Annotated in this window: 18 protein-coding genes; 17 read left to right on the top strand and 1 reads right to left on the bottom strand. The window is 41.7% G+C overall.

The genetic code is table 11. The annotated features are described in order from the left end of the window. The first annotated feature begins 2 nt into the window (after nucleotides 1-2). Entirely contained in the window at nucleotides 3-257 is a 255-nt protein-coding gene (locus tag QM859_RS03610; protein ID WP_006148956.1) for a DUF3165 family protein, read from the top strand. Between the two features lie 54 nt (nucleotides 258-311). Here the strand turns inward: QM859_RS03610 and QM859_RS03605 are convergent, their stop codons facing one another. After that, nucleotides 312-1,280 carry an aromatic acid exporter family protein gene (locus QM859_RS03605; protein WP_414262152.1) on the bottom strand — a complete coding sequence of 323 codons (969 nt, stop codon included), beginning with the start codon at nucleotides 1,278-1,280 and terminating at the stop codon, nucleotides 312-314. 230 nt (nucleotides 1,281-1,510) lie between these two features. Between QM859_RS03605 and QM859_RS03600 the strand changes: the two genes are divergently transcribed. From QM859_RS03600 to rsmB, 16 genes are all read left to right on the top strand, one after another. Further along, on the top strand, nucleotides 1,511-2,077 hold the full coding sequence (locus QM859_RS03600; protein ID WP_414262151.1) for a mechanosensitive ion channel family protein: 567 nt from the start codon (nucleotides 1,511-1,513) through the stop codon (nucleotides 2,075-2,077). 51 nt (nucleotides 2,078-2,128) lie between these two features. Further along, a complete protein-coding gene (locus QM859_RS03595; protein WP_371500483.1) occupies nucleotides 2,129-3,034 on the top strand; it encodes a magnesium transporter CorA family protein in 906 nt (301 codons plus the stop codon). Nucleotides 3,035-3,050: 16 nt separating this feature from the next. Further along, entirely contained in the window at nucleotides 3,051-3,578 is a 528-nt protein-coding gene (locus tag QM859_RS03590) for a YqeG family HAD IIIA-type phosphatase (RefSeq protein WP_006148952.1), read from the top strand. A gap of 2 nt (nucleotides 3,579-3,580) precedes the next feature. Further along, nucleotides 3,581-4,687 (top strand): ribosome biogenesis GTPase YqeH, encoded by a 1,107-nt coding sequence (yqeH, locus tag QM859_RS03585; protein WP_414262150.1) that lies wholly within the window; start codon nucleotides 3,581-3,583, stop codon nucleotides 4,685-4,687. Nucleotides 4,688-4,900: 213 nt separating this feature from the next. Beyond that, entirely contained in the window at nucleotides 4,901-5,212 is a 312-nt protein-coding gene (yhbY, locus tag QM859_RS03580; protein ID WP_000060171.1) for a ribosome assembly RNA-binding protein YhbY, read from the top strand. A 50-nt stretch (nucleotides 5,213-5,262) separates the two neighbouring features. Next, the gene (locus QM859_RS03575) at nucleotides 5,263-5,892 is read left to right on the top strand and encodes a nicotinate-nucleotide adenylyltransferase (RefSeq protein ID WP_414262149.1); all 630 of its coding nucleotides are present in this window, start codon (nucleotides 5,263-5,265) and stop codon (nucleotides 5,890-5,892) included. Continuing rightward, nucleotides 5,892-6,485, top strand: coding sequence for a bis(5'-nucleosyl)-tetraphosphatase (symmetrical) YqeK (gene yqeK, locus QM859_RS03570; RefSeq protein WP_414262148.1), 594 nt, complete (start codon nucleotides 5,892-5,894; stop codon nucleotides 6,483-6,485). The genes QM859_RS03575 and yqeK overlap by 1 nt, the downstream gene beginning before the upstream one ends. Further along, nucleotides 6,486-6,839: a ribosome silencing factor gene (gene rsfS / locus QM859_RS03565; protein WP_414262147.1), complete on the top strand. Its 354-nt coding sequence runs from the start codon at nucleotides 6,486-6,488 to the stop codon at nucleotides 6,837-6,839. Nucleotides 6,840-6,950: 111 nt separating this feature from the next. Then, the gene (locus tag QM859_RS03560; protein WP_414262190.1) at nucleotides 6,951-7,691 is read left to right on the top strand and encodes a class I SAM-dependent DNA methyltransferase; all 741 of its coding nucleotides are present in this window, start codon (nucleotides 6,951-6,953) and stop codon (nucleotides 7,689-7,691) included. A 9-nt stretch (nucleotides 7,692-7,700) separates the two neighbouring features. After that, nucleotides 7,701-8,798 (top strand): nucleotidyltransferase, encoded by a 1,098-nt coding sequence (locus QM859_RS03555; protein ID WP_414262146.1) that lies wholly within the window; start codon nucleotides 7,701-7,703, stop codon nucleotides 8,796-8,798. Nucleotides 8,799-9,015: 217 nt separating this feature from the next. After that, nucleotides 9,016-10,629 (top strand): ribonuclease Y, encoded by a 1,614-nt coding sequence (locus tag QM859_RS03550; RefSeq protein WP_004251393.1) that lies wholly within the window; start codon nucleotides 9,016-9,018, stop codon nucleotides 10,627-10,629. A gap of 136 nt (nucleotides 10,630-10,765) precedes the next feature. Next, nucleotides 10,766-11,392, top strand: a complete 627-nt coding sequence (gene gmk, locus QM859_RS03545; protein WP_000775049.1) for a guanylate kinase — start codon at nucleotides 10,766-10,768, stop codon at nucleotides 11,390-11,392. Nucleotides 11,393-11,416: 24 nt separating this feature from the next. Further along, on the top strand, nucleotides 11,417-11,731 hold the full coding sequence (rpoZ, locus tag QM859_RS03540; RefSeq protein WP_004251389.1) for a DNA-directed RNA polymerase subunit omega: 315 nt from the start codon (nucleotides 11,417-11,419) through the stop codon (nucleotides 11,729-11,731). A gap of 84 nt (nucleotides 11,732-11,815) precedes the next feature. Further along, nucleotides 11,816-14,212 (top strand): primosomal protein N', encoded by a 2,397-nt coding sequence (locus QM859_RS03535; RefSeq protein WP_414262145.1) that lies wholly within the window; start codon nucleotides 11,816-11,818, stop codon nucleotides 14,210-14,212. A gap of 11 nt (nucleotides 14,213-14,223) precedes the next feature. Next, nucleotides 14,224-15,159, top strand: coding sequence for a methionyl-tRNA formyltransferase (gene fmt / locus QM859_RS03530; RefSeq protein WP_414262144.1), 936 nt, complete (start codon nucleotides 14,224-14,226; stop codon nucleotides 15,157-15,159). Then, the gene (rsmB, locus tag QM859_RS03525) at nucleotides 15,152-16,465 is read left to right on the top strand and encodes a 16S rRNA (cytosine(967)-C(5))-methyltransferase RsmB (RefSeq protein ID WP_414262143.1); all 1,314 of its coding nucleotides are present in this window, start codon (nucleotides 15,152-15,154) and stop codon (nucleotides 16,463-16,465) included. The genes fmt and rsmB overlap by 8 nt, the downstream gene beginning before the upstream one ends. Nucleotides 16,466-16,472: the final 7 nt, after the last annotated feature.

The following is a 16,472-nucleotide window of genomic DNA, read 5'->3' as shown; positions in this document are numbered from 1 at the left end:
AGATGGTCTATTTAATCATAGGGATACTCTTATTACTACTCTATGTATTTGCGACACCTCAAAGTATCAAGGGGACGGTCAATGTTGTAATATTAGTCTTTGGACTTGTTGCCCTCGTAATCTTGTTGCTCTTGTCTGCCCTACAGATTTTCCAACTTCCAGCAGAAATCTTTATTACATTGGGAATGCTGGCTCTTACTTACTTTAGTTTGAGAGATATCAGTCTCATATCGATTCGAAAGAAGCGCGAAAATTAAATCTATTCATAACAAAAAAACTTCTATCAGCAACTGAGTTGCCGATAGAAGTTTTTATTTGTTACTGTTTTTGTCAGAATAACGGTTGTAGAAATCTACTTTTATCTGGATAAAATGCTCTAATTCACGAAAGAGTTGTAGAAGCGTAGCCCGTGTCTCAAACTCTTCTCTAGTTTTAGGGAGAGATCGATTGCGAAACACCTCTAGGTAGCTCTCAATATCATTCAATAAGTTATAGGCTGGATTGGTTTGACTCAATTGACTAGCTGTTTTTGAAAAGAGCTGAGCGACAATCAAACTCTCACTAGCGGCTAGTTGGCATGTGTTGATCTGTTGAGCCATATTTCTTAAGATACGCGTTTGTCTTTGTCGCATCTCAAAGTAGTGAATATGATAATCTGTCTGGTGAAAGAGATGGTCAGAGTGATCGAGGTAAACTAGCTTAAGAGCATCATCAAGTAGTTGGTCAAGTTCATTTACAAGTTGAGCTTGATTACGGCCATCTCCTCTTTTCAGATAGTAAGAAAGCCGTAGAAGAACATCCCTGAGTTTTTCTTCAACAAGAGTATGATAATGTTGAATTTCTTTTTCACGTGAAGGCATGTAGAGATTGACCAGAAGTGCAAAGCCAGTACCGATTAGGAAGAGTAAGAGCTCATTCAGTAAAAGTGCTGGTGCTGTTGATTGTTGGATTAAGAGATGGCTAACCAGAACGCTACTAGGAGTGATTCCAATTTCCCAACCCAGTTTATAGGCAAGGGGAACATAGACTGCTAAGTAGAGTCCAAAACTCCAGATATGATAACCAGTTAGTTGAAAGGCAATAACACCAACTAAGAGAGCTAGAAGAGTTGAAAAAAGTCGATTGCGGGCTAGCTTGATCGTGCTTCTTCGTGTATCAGAGAGGCTCAAAATAGCAATGATACCAGCTGAAACAGCTGATGACAAATCAAAAAAGTAAGCTAGTAAACAAGCAAAACAAGTTGCTAGGACTAGTTTAAGAGTGCGTTGTGTGATAGACATAGAATACTTTCCTTGAGATAAATGCTTTAAAGTTTTGGTAGTAGATGAGGTAGAAAGGTCTATTCCAAGAGAGTTATTGAGAAAATAATTTGTTCTCCATGTAGTGGTTTGATTATAGTATAAATATGTTTTGAAATCAAGTGAATCTAATAATAGTATAGGCAGAATGAATATTTACCAAACTGGTTCAGATATCGTTTTATGGTATAATGTTAGGAAAGGAGCTTACTATGCCAACATTTATTCAAAATTATATCGATAAGTTAAATATCAGCAGTATTCTAGAAGAGTTGTTTTCAAAATCAGTCTCTCTAGTCCTTCTTTTTATTGTCTTTTATATCGTTAAAATAATTCTCCATCAAGTTGTGAAAAGAGTTGTTAAACCATCCTTAAAATTTTCCCAGAAAGATGAGGCTCGCCAAAAGACAATTTCTAGATTGATTGAAAATATTTTGAACTACACCCTCTATTTCTTTTTACTCTACTTTGTTTTATCTACTCTAGGCTTACCTGTATCAAGTCTACTGGCAGGTGCTGGGATTGCTGGGGTGGCAATAGGGATGGGTGCTCAAGGCTTTTTATCGGATGTGGTTAATGGCTTTTTCATCCTCTTTGAACGCCAGTTAGATGTTGGAGATGAAGTTGTTTTGACAAATGGTCCCATTACTGTATCGGGAAAAGTAGTTAGTGTCGGAATTCGAACCACTCAGCTAAGAGGTGAAGACCAGGCTCTCCACTTTGTTCCCAACCGTAATATTACTGTGGTTAGCAATTTTTCAAGGGACGAGTTAAACTGAAATTTTACTTGATTTATGGTACAATAGAAAGAGTTTGGTAAAGGAGAAACGATGTTTTTAGATGAGCAATTAGGAAATGGTTGTGTCTGGATCAATCTAGATGTAGAAAAAATTAAAAATCTTGAAGATTTATCTGAAATCTACGGATTGGATAAGGAAACCATCGAATATGCGCTGGATAAAAATGAACGTGCCCATATGGATTACAACCGTGAGAATGGGACTGTGACCTTTATCTACAATGTTCTGGACTTAGAAAAGGACAAGGATTACTATGAAGCGATTCCCATGACCTTTATCGTTGAAAACAAACGAATGATTACCATCAGCAACCATAAGAATGCTTATGTCATTGATCAGATGTTAGCTTATCTGGATAGCCATGAGTCGCTTTCTATTTACAAATTTCTTTTTGCTAGTCTAGAAATCATTAGTAACGCCTATTATCCAATCATTGAAAAGATGGATAAGAGTAAAGATGAAGTCAACAGCTTACTTCGTCAGAGAACAACAAAGAAAAATCTCTTCGCCCTCTCTGACTTGGAGACTGGTATGGTTTACTTAACAGCAGCGGCAAAACAAAATCGACTCCTCTTAGAACATATCCAGGGCCATGCTCTTTATCGGAGATTTAATGAAGTCGAACGAGAGCAGTTTGATGATGCAATGATTGAAGCCCATCAGTTGGTGTCTATGACAGACTTGATTTCTCAAGTCTTGCAACAACTCTCATCTTCTTACAACAACATCCTAAACAATAACCTGAATGATAGTTTGACAGTTTTGACTATTATCTCCGTCTTACTAGCAGTACTTGCGGTTATTACAGGTTTCTTCGGAATGAATGTTCCTCTACCATTTACAGAAGAGCCAAATGCTTGGATTTATATCTTAATGGCTAGCTTGATTTTATGGGCAGCCTTATCTCAATGGCTGAAGAAAATTACTAGAAAATAAAAGAGAAGGAGCCAGAATGGCGATTGAAAATTACATGCCAGATTTTGCTGTGGAAGCAGTTTATGATTTGACAGTCCAAAGCCTGAAAAACCAAGGGATCAAAGCTGTTTTGGTGGATTTGGACAACACTCTGATTGCTTGGAATAACCCTGATGGGACTCCAGAAATGAAGCAGTGGTTACATGACCTTCGTGATGCTGGTATTCGCATTATCGTAGTGTCCAACAACTCTAAAAAACGAGTTCAACGTGCGGTTGAAAAATTTGGGATTGACTATGTTTATTGGGCTTTGAAGCCCTTTACTTTCGGGATTGACCGCGCCATGAAGGAATTTCACTATGAGAAAAACGAAGTGGTCATGGTTGGAGATCAGCTCATGACGGATATTCGAGCGGCTCACCGTGCTGGGATTCGTTCGATTTTGGTCAAGCCCTTAGTTCAGCACGACTCTATCAAAACACAGATTAACCGTGCTCGTGAGCGTCGTGTCATAAAACAAATCACTGAAAAGTACGGGCCTATCACATATAAAAAAGGAATCTAACTATGGAAGAAATTCTCTGTATTGGTTGTGGAGCAACCATTCAGACGACAGATAAGACTGGTCTAGGGTTTACGCCTCAGTCAGCACTCGAAAAAGGTTTGGAGACTGGTGAAGTTTATTGCCAACGTTGTTTTCGTCTTCGTCATTACAATGAAATCACGGATGTGCAACTGACGGATGATGATTTCCTAAAACTCTTGCACGAGGTGGGAGACAGTGATGCCTTGGTGGTCAATGTGATTGATATCTTTGACTTTAATGGCTCTGTTATCCCAGGCTTGCCTCGCTTTGTATCAGGCAATGATGTGCTCTTGGTTGGAAATAAAAAAGATATCCTTCCTAAGTCTGTTAAGCCTGGTAAGATTAGTCAATGGCTCATGGAACGTGCCCACGAAGAAGGTCTACGTCCTGTTGACGTCGTTCTGACTTCAGCCCAAAACAAGCATGCTATCAAGGAAGTCATTGATAAAATTGAGCACTATCGTAAGGGTCGTGACGTCTATGTAGTTGGGGTTACCAATGTTGGGAAATCAACTCTTATCAATGCTATTATCCAGGAAATTACGGGTGACCAGAACGTCATCACAACCTCACGTTTCCCAGGAACAACCTTAGATAAGATTGAGATCCCACTTGATGATGGTTCTTATATCTATGATACACCGGGAATTATCCATCGTCATCAGATGGCCCATTACTTGACGGCCAAAAATCTCAAGTATGTCAGTCCTAAAAAGGAAATCAAACCTAAAACCTACCAGCTCAATCCTGAGCAAACTCTATTTTTAGGTGGCTTGGGACGATTTGATTTCATTGCAGGAGAAAAGCAAGGATTTACAGCTTTCTTTGATAATGAACTCAAACTTCATCGTACTAAGCTTGAAGGAGCGAGTGCCTTTTACGACAAGCACCTTGGAACCCTCCTTACACCACCGAATAGCAAGGAAAAAGAAGACTTTCCAAAACTGGTCCAACATGTCTTTGCTATCAAGGATAAGACAGACCTCGTTATCTCAGGACTAGGCTGGATCCGTGTAACAGGAACTGCCAAAGTCGCCGTCTGGGCACCAGAAGGCGTCGGAGTCGTCACACGAAAAGCAATTATTTAAACACAGAAAGGAAAGGGTTGTCTTTATAAAGGCGAGCACTGCGAGCCCATAGAAGATACTTTTCGCCGTGGTGTAAGTTGGTACAAGTGATTGTACCAACTGCGGAAAATTTGAGACCTTAGGCTCAAATTTTAGTCATGAAAGTCCAGAGGACTTTGCTGACGTCCGTCACCACTTCAGAAAAGTATAAAAAGAAACTCTTTTAAATGAATTATGTCATTAACATCGAAACAACGTGCCTTCCTCAACAGCCAGGCACACACCCTCAAACCCATCATCCAAATTGGAAAAAATGGACTCAACGACCAAATCAAAACCAGCGTTCGTCAGGCACTTGATGCCCGTGAATTGATCAAGGTCACACTCTTGCAAAACACAGATGAAAACATCCACGAAGTAGCTGAAATCTTGGAAGAAGAAATCGGTGTGGATACAGTCCAAAAAATCGGCCGTATCTTGATTTTGTATAAGCAATCAAGCAAGAAAGAAAATCGTAAGATTTCTAAAAAAGTTAAAGAAATTTAAAAATATACTCCAAAAAACTGTTTTTACAGAAGACTAAAGGAGATTAGCCTATGGCAATCGAATTATTAACTCCCTTTACAAAAGTGGAGTTAGAGCCAGAAATCAAGGATAAAAAACGCAAGCAAGTTGGAATCTTAGGGGGAAATTTTAACCCTGTTCATAACGCCCATCTTATCGTGGCAGACCAAGTGCGCCAGCAGTTGGGATTGGATCAAGTTCTGCTCATGCCTGAATACCAACCACCTCACGTAGACAAAAAAGAAACCATTCCTGAACATCATCGCCTCAAGATGCTTGAATTGGCAATTGATGGAATCGAAGGTTTAGCTATTGAGAAAATCGAGCTGGAGCGCAAGGGAATTTCCTACACCTACGACACCATGAAGATTTTGACAGAGAAGAATCCAGATACCGATTACTATTTCATTATCGGTGCTGACATGGTAGACTATTTACCCAAATGGTATAGAATTGATGAACTGGTCGACCTCGTTCAGTTTGTAGGAGTTCAACGACCACGCTACAAGGCTGGGACTTCTTATCCAGTCATTTGGGTGGATGTGCCTCTCATGGATATTTCATCCAGTATGGTACGTGATTTCATCGCCCAAGGTCGTACACCTAACTTTCTCTTGCCAAAACCAGTGTTAGACTATATCGAGAAAGAAGGTCTCTACTGATGGCATACCAAGACTATATCAACTGTTCGCGTGAAGAATTGTTGGAAAAAATGGCAGAGCTCCTACCTGAAAAACGTCTAACCCATTGTCTGGGTGTAGAGCGTGCAGCCATAGAATTGGCTCAGCGCTTTGGTGTGGATGTTGAGAAAGCTGGTTTGGCAGGTCTCCTTCATGACTATGCTAAAAAGCTATCAGATCAAGAATTTTTAAACTTGATAGATCGTTATCAACTTGACTCTAATCTAAAAAACTGGGGTAATAATGTCTGGCATGGAATGGTCGGTATCTACAAGATTCAGGAAGATTTAGATTTACAAGATTCTGAAATCCTACGAGCTATTGAAATTCATACAGTTGGAGCTGATCAGATGACGGACCTTGATAAGGTTATCTACGTCGCAGACTACATCGAGCATAATCGTGCCTTTCCAGGGGTGGACCAGGCGCGTGAGATTGCAAGTTTGTCACTCAATAAGGCAGTAGCCTATGAAACAGCTCGCACTGTGGAACATTTGGCTCGCCAAGGATTGCCTATTTATCCCCAAACCCTTGAAACCTATAACGCCTATGTGCACTATTTGAAAGAGGACTAAATGAACGAAAAAGAATTATTAGAACTAGTCGTGAAAGCGGCTGATGAGAAACGTGCCGAGGACATTCTCGCACTCGATGTACAAGAATTGACCAGTGTGACAGATTACTTTGTCATCACGAGCTCTATGAATAGCCGTCAATTGGACGCTATCGCTGAAAATATCCGTGAAAAAGTAGCCCAAGCAGGCTTTAAAGGTAGCCATGTTGAAGGTGATGCAACTGGAGGCTGGGTTTTACTTGACCTTGGTGGTGTCGTTGTGCATATCTTCTCAGAGGAAATGCGTGCTCACTATAACCTAGAAAAACTATGGCATGAGGCAGATTTTGTAGATTTATCTGAAACCTTGGCCTAGTAGATGAACTCAGTTGCAGTCAACTGGGTTTTATTTGCTTATTTTAGAAGAAAATGGATAGAAAGGTAAGAGCGAGTGGTATTTGCCAGAGACGCTCTTTGTATCATGATTATGGCAACTTATGAAACTTTTGCGGCTGTTTACGATGCAGTTATGGATGATAGTTTATACGATAAATGGACGGATTTTTCGCTGCGTCATTTGCCTAAAACCAAGGACAGAAAGAAACTTTTGGAATTGGCTTGTGGGACAGGGATTCAGTCTGTGCGCTTTTCTCAAGCAGGCTTTGATGTAACTGGACTTGATTTGAGTGCAGATATGTTGAAGATTGCCGAGAAGAGAGCTACTTCAGCCAAGCAAAAGATTGATTTTATGGAAGGTAACATGCTGGATTTATCCAAGGCAGGGAAATTCGATTATGTCACATGTTACTCGGACTCAATCTGCTACATGCAGGATGAGGTGGAAGTCGGGGACGTCTTTAAAGAAGTTTATAATGCCCTTAATGAAGATGGGGTCTTCATCTTTGATGTGCATTCGACCTACCAGACAGATGAGGTTTTTCCAGGCTATTCTTATCATGAAAATGCAGAAGACTTTGCTATGCTTTGGGATACCTACGAGGACGATGCTCCTCACTCCATCGTGCATGAGTTGACCTTTTTTGTCAAGGAAGCGGATGGTTCTTTTAGTCGTCACGATGAAGTGCATGAGGAGCGAACCTACGAAGTCTTGACCTATGATATTTTGTTGGAACAGGCTGGTTTTAAGTCCTTCAAGCTTTATGCTGACTTTGAGGATAAAGAGCCTACAGAAACTAGCACCCGTTGGTTTTTCGTCGCGCAGAAGTAGGAGATTGCCATGACCATCACAGGTATTATCGCGGAGTTCAATCCTTTTCATAATGGCCACAAATACCTGCTAGAACAGGCAGATGGGTTGAAAATTGTTGCCATGTCTGGGAATTTCATGCAGAGAGGCGAGCCGGCTATCGTTGACAAGTGGACACGGGCTCAAATGGCACTAGAGAATGGAGCGGACTTGGTAGTGGAATTGCCTTTTTTAGTCAGTGTTCAAGCAGCAGATTTTTTCGGTCAAGGTGCTGTTGAACTCTTGGCTCGTTTGGGCATAGATACCCTTTCCTTTGGGACAGAGGAAGTTCTGGATTATCAAAAGATCGCTTACTTATATGCAGAGCGTGGTGCTGAGATGGAGAAATATGTGCAAAATCTACCTGATTCACTCTCCTACCCTCAGAAAACCCAAGCCATGTGGAAGGAATTTGCAGGTCTTGATTTTTCGGGTGATACGCCCAATCATGTCTTAGCTCTTGCCTACGCCAAGGCAGTTGCTGGGAGAGATATCAAACTTCATCCAATCAAGCGTCAGGGGGCAGGATATCATTCTGTGGACAAGGATGTTGTTTTTGCTTCAGCGACAGCTATCCGTCAGCATCAATCAGATCAAGATTTCTTAGAACGCTTTATGCCCTCTGTTGCCCTATTTGAGCATGCCTGTAAGGTGAGCTGGGGAAATTATTTTCCACTTTTACGCTATCAAATCTTGTCAAATCCAGATTTAAGTACTATTTATCAGGTCAATCAAGAAATGGCGGTGCGGATCAAGGATGCTATAAAGACAGCTCAGTCTGTGGAAGAATTAGTCGAGTTAGTGGCTACCAAACGCTACACCAAGGCGCGTGTGCGACGACTCTTGATCTATATTTTGGTGCAGGCTAGAGAAAGTGACTTGCCAGAAGGTATTCACGTCCTTGGATTTACCGAAAAAGGCAGACAACACCTTAAAGCTCTCAAGGAGCAGGTTAATCTAGTCAGCCGAATCGGTAAAGAACCCTGGGATGCCATAACCCAAAAGGCAGACCAAATTTATCAACTGGGACACCCGAGTATCGCAGAACAAAATTTCGGCAGAGTACCAATCAGAATTGAAACTAACTAAGTCTACTGAAAGGTAGACTTTTTTCTTATTTTTTATAAAAAATTTCTTTAAAAAAATAGTTAGGTTTAAGAAGCTTATTTTACTAAGGAAAATGAAGATAATGCTCCTAAAAATAACTATAACAACTTCCATTTAAGGTTTGTTAAAAATAGTTTTTTGTGGTAAAATGTATAGGAATGCATGTCATTCGGATAAACAAATAAATTGAGGTAAAAACATGGAAATTATGACAATTGTTATAGTTGTTTTTGCCGTCATCATTGGTTTAGTCATTGGATATGTCAGCATCTCAGTCAAGATGAAATCATCACAAGAGGCTGCAGAGTTGATGCTTTTAAATGCTGAACAAGAAGCAACTAATTTACGAGGACAAGCTGAGCGCGAAGCAGATTTATTACTAAATGAAGCCAAGAGCGAAAGCAAATCCCTTAAAAAAGAAGCACTATTGGAGGCTAAAGAGGAAGCCAGAAAATACCGCGAAGAAGTGGACGCTGAATTTAAGTCGGAGCGTCAAGAACTCAAGCAAATCGAAAGTCGTTTGACGGAGAGAGCTACGAGCCTTGACCGTAAAGACGATAATTTGACGAACAAAGAAAAAACACTTGAACAAAAAGAACAAAGTATTTCTGATAGAGCAAAAAACCTTGATGCACGTGAAGAGCAACTAGAGGAAATTGAAAAGCAAAAGCAAGCTGAACTAGAGCGTGTCGGAAGTCTGACACAGTCAGAGGCAAAAGATATTATCTTAGCCCAAACAGAGGAAGACTTGACCAAGGAAATTGCTAGCCGCATTCGTGAGGCGGAGCAAGAAGTCAAGGAACGTTCAGATAAGCTTGCTAAGGATATCCTGTCCCAAGCGATGCAGAGAATTGCTGGTGAGTATGTAGCTGAGTCTACCAACTCGACAGTTCATCTGCCTGATGATACTATGAAAGGTCGTATCATTGGTCGTGAAGGGCGCAATATCCGTACCTTTGAAAGTTTGACAGGGGTCGATGTCATCATTGATGATACGCCAGAAGTGGTAACCTTGTCAGGTTTTGATCCTATCCGCCGTGAGATTGCCCGTATGACGATGGAAACCTTACTTAAGGATGGACGAATTCACCCAGCTCGTATCGAAGAGTTGGTTGAGAAAAACCGTCAAGAAATTGATAACAGAATTCGTGAATATGGTGAAGCTGCAGCCTACGAAATTGGTGCGCCGAACCTTCACCCTGACTTGATGAAGATCATGGGTCGCCTGCAGTTCCGTACTTCATACGGACAAAATGTCTTGCGTCACTCAATCGAAGTGGCTAAGTTGGCTGGTATCATGGCTAGCGAACTTGGTGAAAATGCAGCTCTTGCCCGTCGTGCAGGATTCCTTCACGATATTGGTAAAGCCATTGACCGAGAAGTAGAAGGTAGCCACGTTGAGATTGGTACTGAATTAGCTCGCAAGTACAAAGAGCATCCAGTTGTGATTAACACGATTGCTAGTCACCACGGAGATGTAGAGCCTGAAAGTGTGATTGCAGTTCTCGTTGCTGCGGCGGACGCCTTAAGCGCAGCCCGTCCAGGAGCTCGTAGCGAATCACTTGAAAGCTACATCAAACGTCTCCATGATTTAGAGGAAATCGCTAATAGCTTTGAAGGAGTTCAAAATAGCTTTGCCCTTCAAGCTGGTCGTGAAATCCGTATCATGGTAAATCCAGGTCAGATTAAGGACGACAAGGTCACAATCTTGGCTCACAAAGTTCGTGAGAAAATCGAAAGCAACCTCGATTACCCAGGAAATATCAAGGTAACCGTGATTCGTGAACTTCGTGCAGTTGATTATGCAAAATAAATAAGAAAGAGCAGTTGAAAAATTACTGCTTTTTTGTTACACTAGATAGAAAGATTGTAGTAAGCAGAAATGCCTTCACAAAGAGAATTCTGAATGAATTTCCAAGGCATTTCACAAACTATCTAAAGGAGACATCATGGCAGACCGAGGCTTACTAATCGTTTTTTCAGGCCCTTCTGGGGTAGGGAAAGGAACGGTTAGAAGAGAAATTTTTGAGAGTTCTGAAAATCAATTCCAATATTCTGTATCTATGACAACGCGGGCTCAACGTCCAGGTGAAGTAGATGGAGTTGACTATTTCTTCCGTACGCGTGAAGAATTTGAAGAATTGATCCGTCAAGGACAGATGTTAGAGTATGCAGAGTATGTAGGCAACTACTACGGAACTCCTCTGACTTATGTCAACGAAACACTTGATAAGGGTATTGACGTCTTCCTTGAAATTGAAGTGCAGGGAGCTCTTCAGGTCAAGAAAAAAGTTCCAGATGCAGTCTTTATCTTTTTGACACCACCAGATTTGGAAGAATTACAAGACCGGCTCGTAGGTCGTGGTACAGATAGTGCAGAAGTGATTGCCCAACGTATCGAAAAAGCCAAAGAAGAAATTGCTTTGATGCGTGAGTATGACTATGCTATTGTCAATGATCATGTTCCTCTTGCCGCAGAACGTGTCAAACGTGTGATTGAAGCAGAACATTTCCGCGTCGATCGTGTCATCGGTCACTACCAGGATATGCTACCAAAGTCTCCAACTATTCGATAAACTATAGAAAACAGGTACAAACAAATGATGCTTAAACCCTCTATTGATACCTTGCTTGACAAGGTACCATCAAAATATTCACTCGTCATCTTGGAAGCAAAACGTGCTCACGAATTAGAAGCTGGAGCAACTCCAACACAAGAATTCAAATCTGAAAAATCTACACTTCGTGCCTTGGAAGAAATTGAATCAGGGAATGTAACCATCCACCCAGATCCAGAAGGAAAACGCGAAGCTGTTCGTCGTCGTATCGAAGAAGAAAGACGATTGAGAGAAGAAGAAGAAAAGAAAATCAAAGAGCAAATCGCGAAAGAAAAAGAAGAAGGTGAAAAAATTTAAGGTTGGGGGGACTCAATCTTATTTTTTCTATTGCAAGAATACTTAATCAATTGAAACGATTTAAGTAAAGAAGGAGGTGAGGATATGGCTATTGCAAAAATCATTGTGGATGTTCCCTTGATGCAGACGGATCAACCATACAGTTATAAGGTCCCTGAGGAATTTGTAGACATGCTGGAAGTTGGTATGCGGGTTCATGTGCCTTTTGGGAAGGCCAATCGCTTGATTCAGGGAATTGTTCTTGGAATGGAGTCTCAATCTGATGTAGATGTGGCAGACGAGGACTTGAAAGAAATTGCTGAGGTGCTAGACTTTTCTCCTGTCTTAACGGAGGAACAACTCTGGCTGGCCGAAGAACTACGTAAGTCAGTTTTTTCATACAAGATTTCTATTCTTAAAGCCATGCTTCCTGGATTTTTGAATTCTAGCTATGATAAAATCCTCTATCCTCTGGAAGGCTTGAGTCAGGAGGACAAGGAGCGTTTATTCGCTTCGCAAGAGTCCTTAGCATTTTCATCTCTAGATTTAGAAAAGCAGGCCGAGATGATGCGATTGACTCGCAAAGGACTTTTGAAGTTAGAGTATCAGGCTGTAGATCAGAAAAAGGTTAAAACACAGTCTTGGGTTCAAGTGAATCTTGAAAAATTAGAAAAGCTAGAAATCTCAAACCGTGCCAAGAAGAAATTGGAACTGCGAGATTATTTAGTAGCACATCCAGAAAGTACTCCTTTGGCTACTTTGTTAGAACATTACTCACGGGAACAAGTTAACTTCTTTGTGGAACAGGGTGCTTTGACGATTCTTCAGAAGGAAGTTCAACGATCAGCTGCTTACTTTGAAGGAATCGAGTCAAATCAAGCCTTAGAGTTAAACCCAGAGCAAAAACAGGCCTGTGAGGCGGTTGTTGGAACGATTGGTAAGAAACATCCTCCCTTTCTTCTTCAAGGAATCACTGGAAGTGGGAAAACTGAGGTTTATTTGCAGATTATCCAAGGGGCCTTGGATATGGGAAAAACAGCGATTGTTCTAGTTCCAGAGATATCTCTGACACCTCAAATGACAGAGCGCTTTATTGCTCGTTTTGGTGAGCAAGTTGCCATTCTCCACTCAGGCTTGTCCAACGGTGAAAAGTATGATGAGTGGCGCAAGGTGGAGCGTGGAGATGCTCAGGTAGTTGTTGGGGCTAGGTCTGCTATTTTTGCACCTTTGAAAAATCTAGGTGTTATCATTATCGATGAAGAGCATGAGGCTAGCTACAAGCAAGATAGTAATCCGCGTTATCATGCTAGAGATGTGGCTCTTTTACGTGCCAAGTACAATCAAGCTGCATTAGTCCTTGGTTCTGCAACACCAAGTCTAGAAAGCCGTGCGCGTGCTGGTAAGGGTGTTTATCAACATCTACGTTTGACTCAACGGGCCAATCCTTTAGCAAGTATTCCTGAGGTTCAACTGATTGACTTCCGTGACTATATCGGGCAGAATGAAACATCAAACTTTACACCACCACTGATTGAGGCCATTCAAGATCGACTGGATAAAAAAGAGCAGGTGGTTCTCATGCTCAATCGTCGTGGTTATTCTAGCTTTGTCATGTGCCGGGAATGTGGGACAGTTGATACCTGTCCCAACTGCGATATTTCTCTGACGCTGCACATGGATACTAAGACTATGAACTGTCATTATTGTGGTTTTTCTAAGGAAATCCCTCATGTCTGTCCAAACTGTCAGAGTCGTAGCATTCGCTATTATGGAACGGGGACACAGAAGGCTAATGATGAGCTAGCGGAACTCTTTCCAGAGGCACGCATTCTACGCATGGATGTGGATACAACTCGTAAAAAAGGCAGTCACCAAGCTTTACTTGAACAATTTGGCAATGGTGAAGCGGACATATTGCTAGGAACCCAGATGATTGCCAAGGGCTTGGATTTTCCCAATGTGACCTTGGTTGGTGTTCTCAATGCGGACACAGCCTTGAACCTGCCTGATTTCCGTTCTTCTGAGAGAACCTTCCAACTCTTGACCCAGGTGGCAGGTCGCGCCGGTCGTGCTGAAAAGGCTGGACAGGTTTTGATTCAGTCCTATAATCCTCAGCATTATGCCATTCGGTTCGCCAAGGATCAGGACTACGAAGGTTTCTATGCCTATGAAATGGGCATCAGACGTCAGTTGGGTTATCCACCTTATTATTTCACTATCGGAATCACCTTATCTCATAAAAAAGAAGAAGAGGTTCTTAGACGTGCTTATCAAGTCATGGAGATTTTGCGGTCAGGTTTATCGGATGCTAGTGTAATTCTAGGTCCGACGCCAAAACCTATCGCTCGTACTCATAACCTCTACCACTACCAAATTTTGATTAAATACCGTTTAGAAGATGAGTTGGCTTCTACCCTTAATCAGGTCTTAGCCCTAACTCAAGAACGTGAAAATAGCGAACTTCGTCTCAGTATTGACCACGAACCGCAACAATTTTTATAGAAGGAGAAAAGATGACAAAACTAATCTTTATGGGGACTCCCGATTTTTCAGCGACCGTTTTGAAGGGGCTTTTGACGGACAATCGTTATGAGATTCTAGCGGTTGTAACTCAGCCAGATCGTGCGGTTGGACGTAAAAAAGTTATCCAGGAAACCCCAGTAAAACAAGCTGCCAAAGAGGCAGGCCTACCTATCTACCAACCTGAAAAATTATTAGGTAGTCCAGAAATGGAAGCTATCATGAATTTGGGAGCTGACGGAATTGTGACTGCAGCTTTTGGGCAGTTTCTCCCAAGTAAACTCCTTGATAGCATGGATTTTGCAGTCAATGTTCATGCTTCTCTCCTGCCTAAGCACCGTGGTGGAGCTCCTATTCATTATGCCTTGATTCAAGGTGATGAGGAGGCAGGAGTAACCATTATGGAAATGGTCAAGGAATTGGATGCAGGGGACATGATTTCCCGTCGCAGTATTCCCATTACTGATGAGGACAATGTAGGAACTTTGTTTGAAAAATTGGCCATTGTTGGGCGTGATTTGCTTTTGGAAACTCTACCTGCTTATATAGCTGGTGAAATTCAGCCTCAACCGCAAGACCCAAGCCAAGTAACTTTCTCACCAAATATCAAACCAGAGGAGGAGAAACTGGACTGGAACAAGACCAACCGTCAACTTTTCAACCAAATCCGTGGGATGAATCCATGGCCAGTTGCTCATACCTTCCTCAAGGGAGAACGCTTCAAAATCTATGAAGCCCTACCTGTAGAAGGTCAGGGGAATCCGGGTGAGATACTCTCCATCGGTAAGAAAGAATTGATTGTCGCAACGGCAGAAGGAGCTCTATCTCTCAAACAGGTTCAACCAGCAGGAAAACCTAAAATGGACATTGCTTCCTTCCTCAACGGTGTTGGACGAAGTTTGGCTGTAGGAGAACGATTTGGTGACTAAACTAGAAACGGCTAGAAGTTTAGCCTTAGAGGTGCTAGAGGATGTCTTTGTCAATCAAGCCTACTCCAATATCGCCTTAAATAAACACCTCAAGGGAAGTCAACTGTCAGCTACTGACAAAGGTTTGGTGACAGAGCTTATTTATGGAACTGTAGCCCGTAAACTAACTTTGGAATGGTATTTATCTCACTTTATTGAGGATAGAGACAAGCTAGACAACTGGCTCTATGTTCTGCTTCTCATGAGCGTCTATCAACTCCAATACTTGGATAAGCTTCCTGATCATGCAGTGGTCAATGAAGCGGTAGAAATTGCAAAACTTCGTAAAAAGGGTAGCGAAAAATTGGTCAATGCAGTCCTTCGCCGTATCTTGCGAGAAGGTTTGCCAGATATTGCCAGTATCAAGCGTAAGAACAAGCGTGATTCCATCGCATACTCTTTACCAGTGTGGTTGGTTTCTAAGATAAAGGAAGAGTACGGAGAAGAGAGAGCGCAAGCGATTTTTGAAAGTCTACTCAAGCGTAACAAAGCCAGTATTCGAGTGACCGATTTAAGTCGAAAAGAAGAAATCAAAAAATTGCTTGGAGCAAGTGATTCTGTTTTATCAAATACTGGTCTGGTCAAGGAGCAAGGCCACTTTGCAGGACATGATTTGTTCGCAGAAGGGGCTATAACCATCCAAGACGAGTCCAGTCAATTGGTTGCTCCGACTCTTGATCTACAAGGTGATGAACAGGTCCTGGATGCCTGTGCGGCTCCTGGTGGCAAGACAGCCCATATGGCGTCTTATCTAACGACAGGTCAGGTAACAGCTCTGGATTTCTACGACCATAAACTCACTTTGATTCGAGAAAATGCGGAGCGTCTAGGTGTAGCAGATTGTGTGCAAACGCAAAAACTGGATGCTCGAAAAGTGCATGAGTTTTTTGGCAAGAATCAATTTGATAAGATTCTAGTCGATGCCCCTTGTTCAGGGATTGGACTTTTACGTCGGAAACCAGATATCAAATATAACAAAGACACTGCTGATTTCGCGTCATTACAGGAAATTCAGTTGGAAATATTAGGTAGTGTTTGTCAAACGCTACGTAAAGGTGGTATAATAACTTATAGTACCTGCACTATTGTCTCCGAGGAGAACTTTCAAGTTGTTCAAGCATTTTTAGAAAGTCATCCAGAGTTCGAGCAGGTTAAACTAGAACACGAATGCAAGGATATCCTAAAAGATGGCTGCATCCTCATTACTCCAGAATTGTACGGAAGTGATGGATTCTTTATCAGCCAATTTCGTAAGATATCCAATTAGGAAGGAA

Source organism: Streptococcus infantis (assembly GCF_047463175.1).
Classification (GTDB): Bacteria; Bacillota; Bacilli; order Lactobacillales; family Streptococcaceae; genus Streptococcus; species Streptococcus infantis_AC.
The sequence above is the reverse complement of the archived record's forward strand: the minus strand, read 5'-3'. Positions and strand labels throughout refer to the sequence as shown.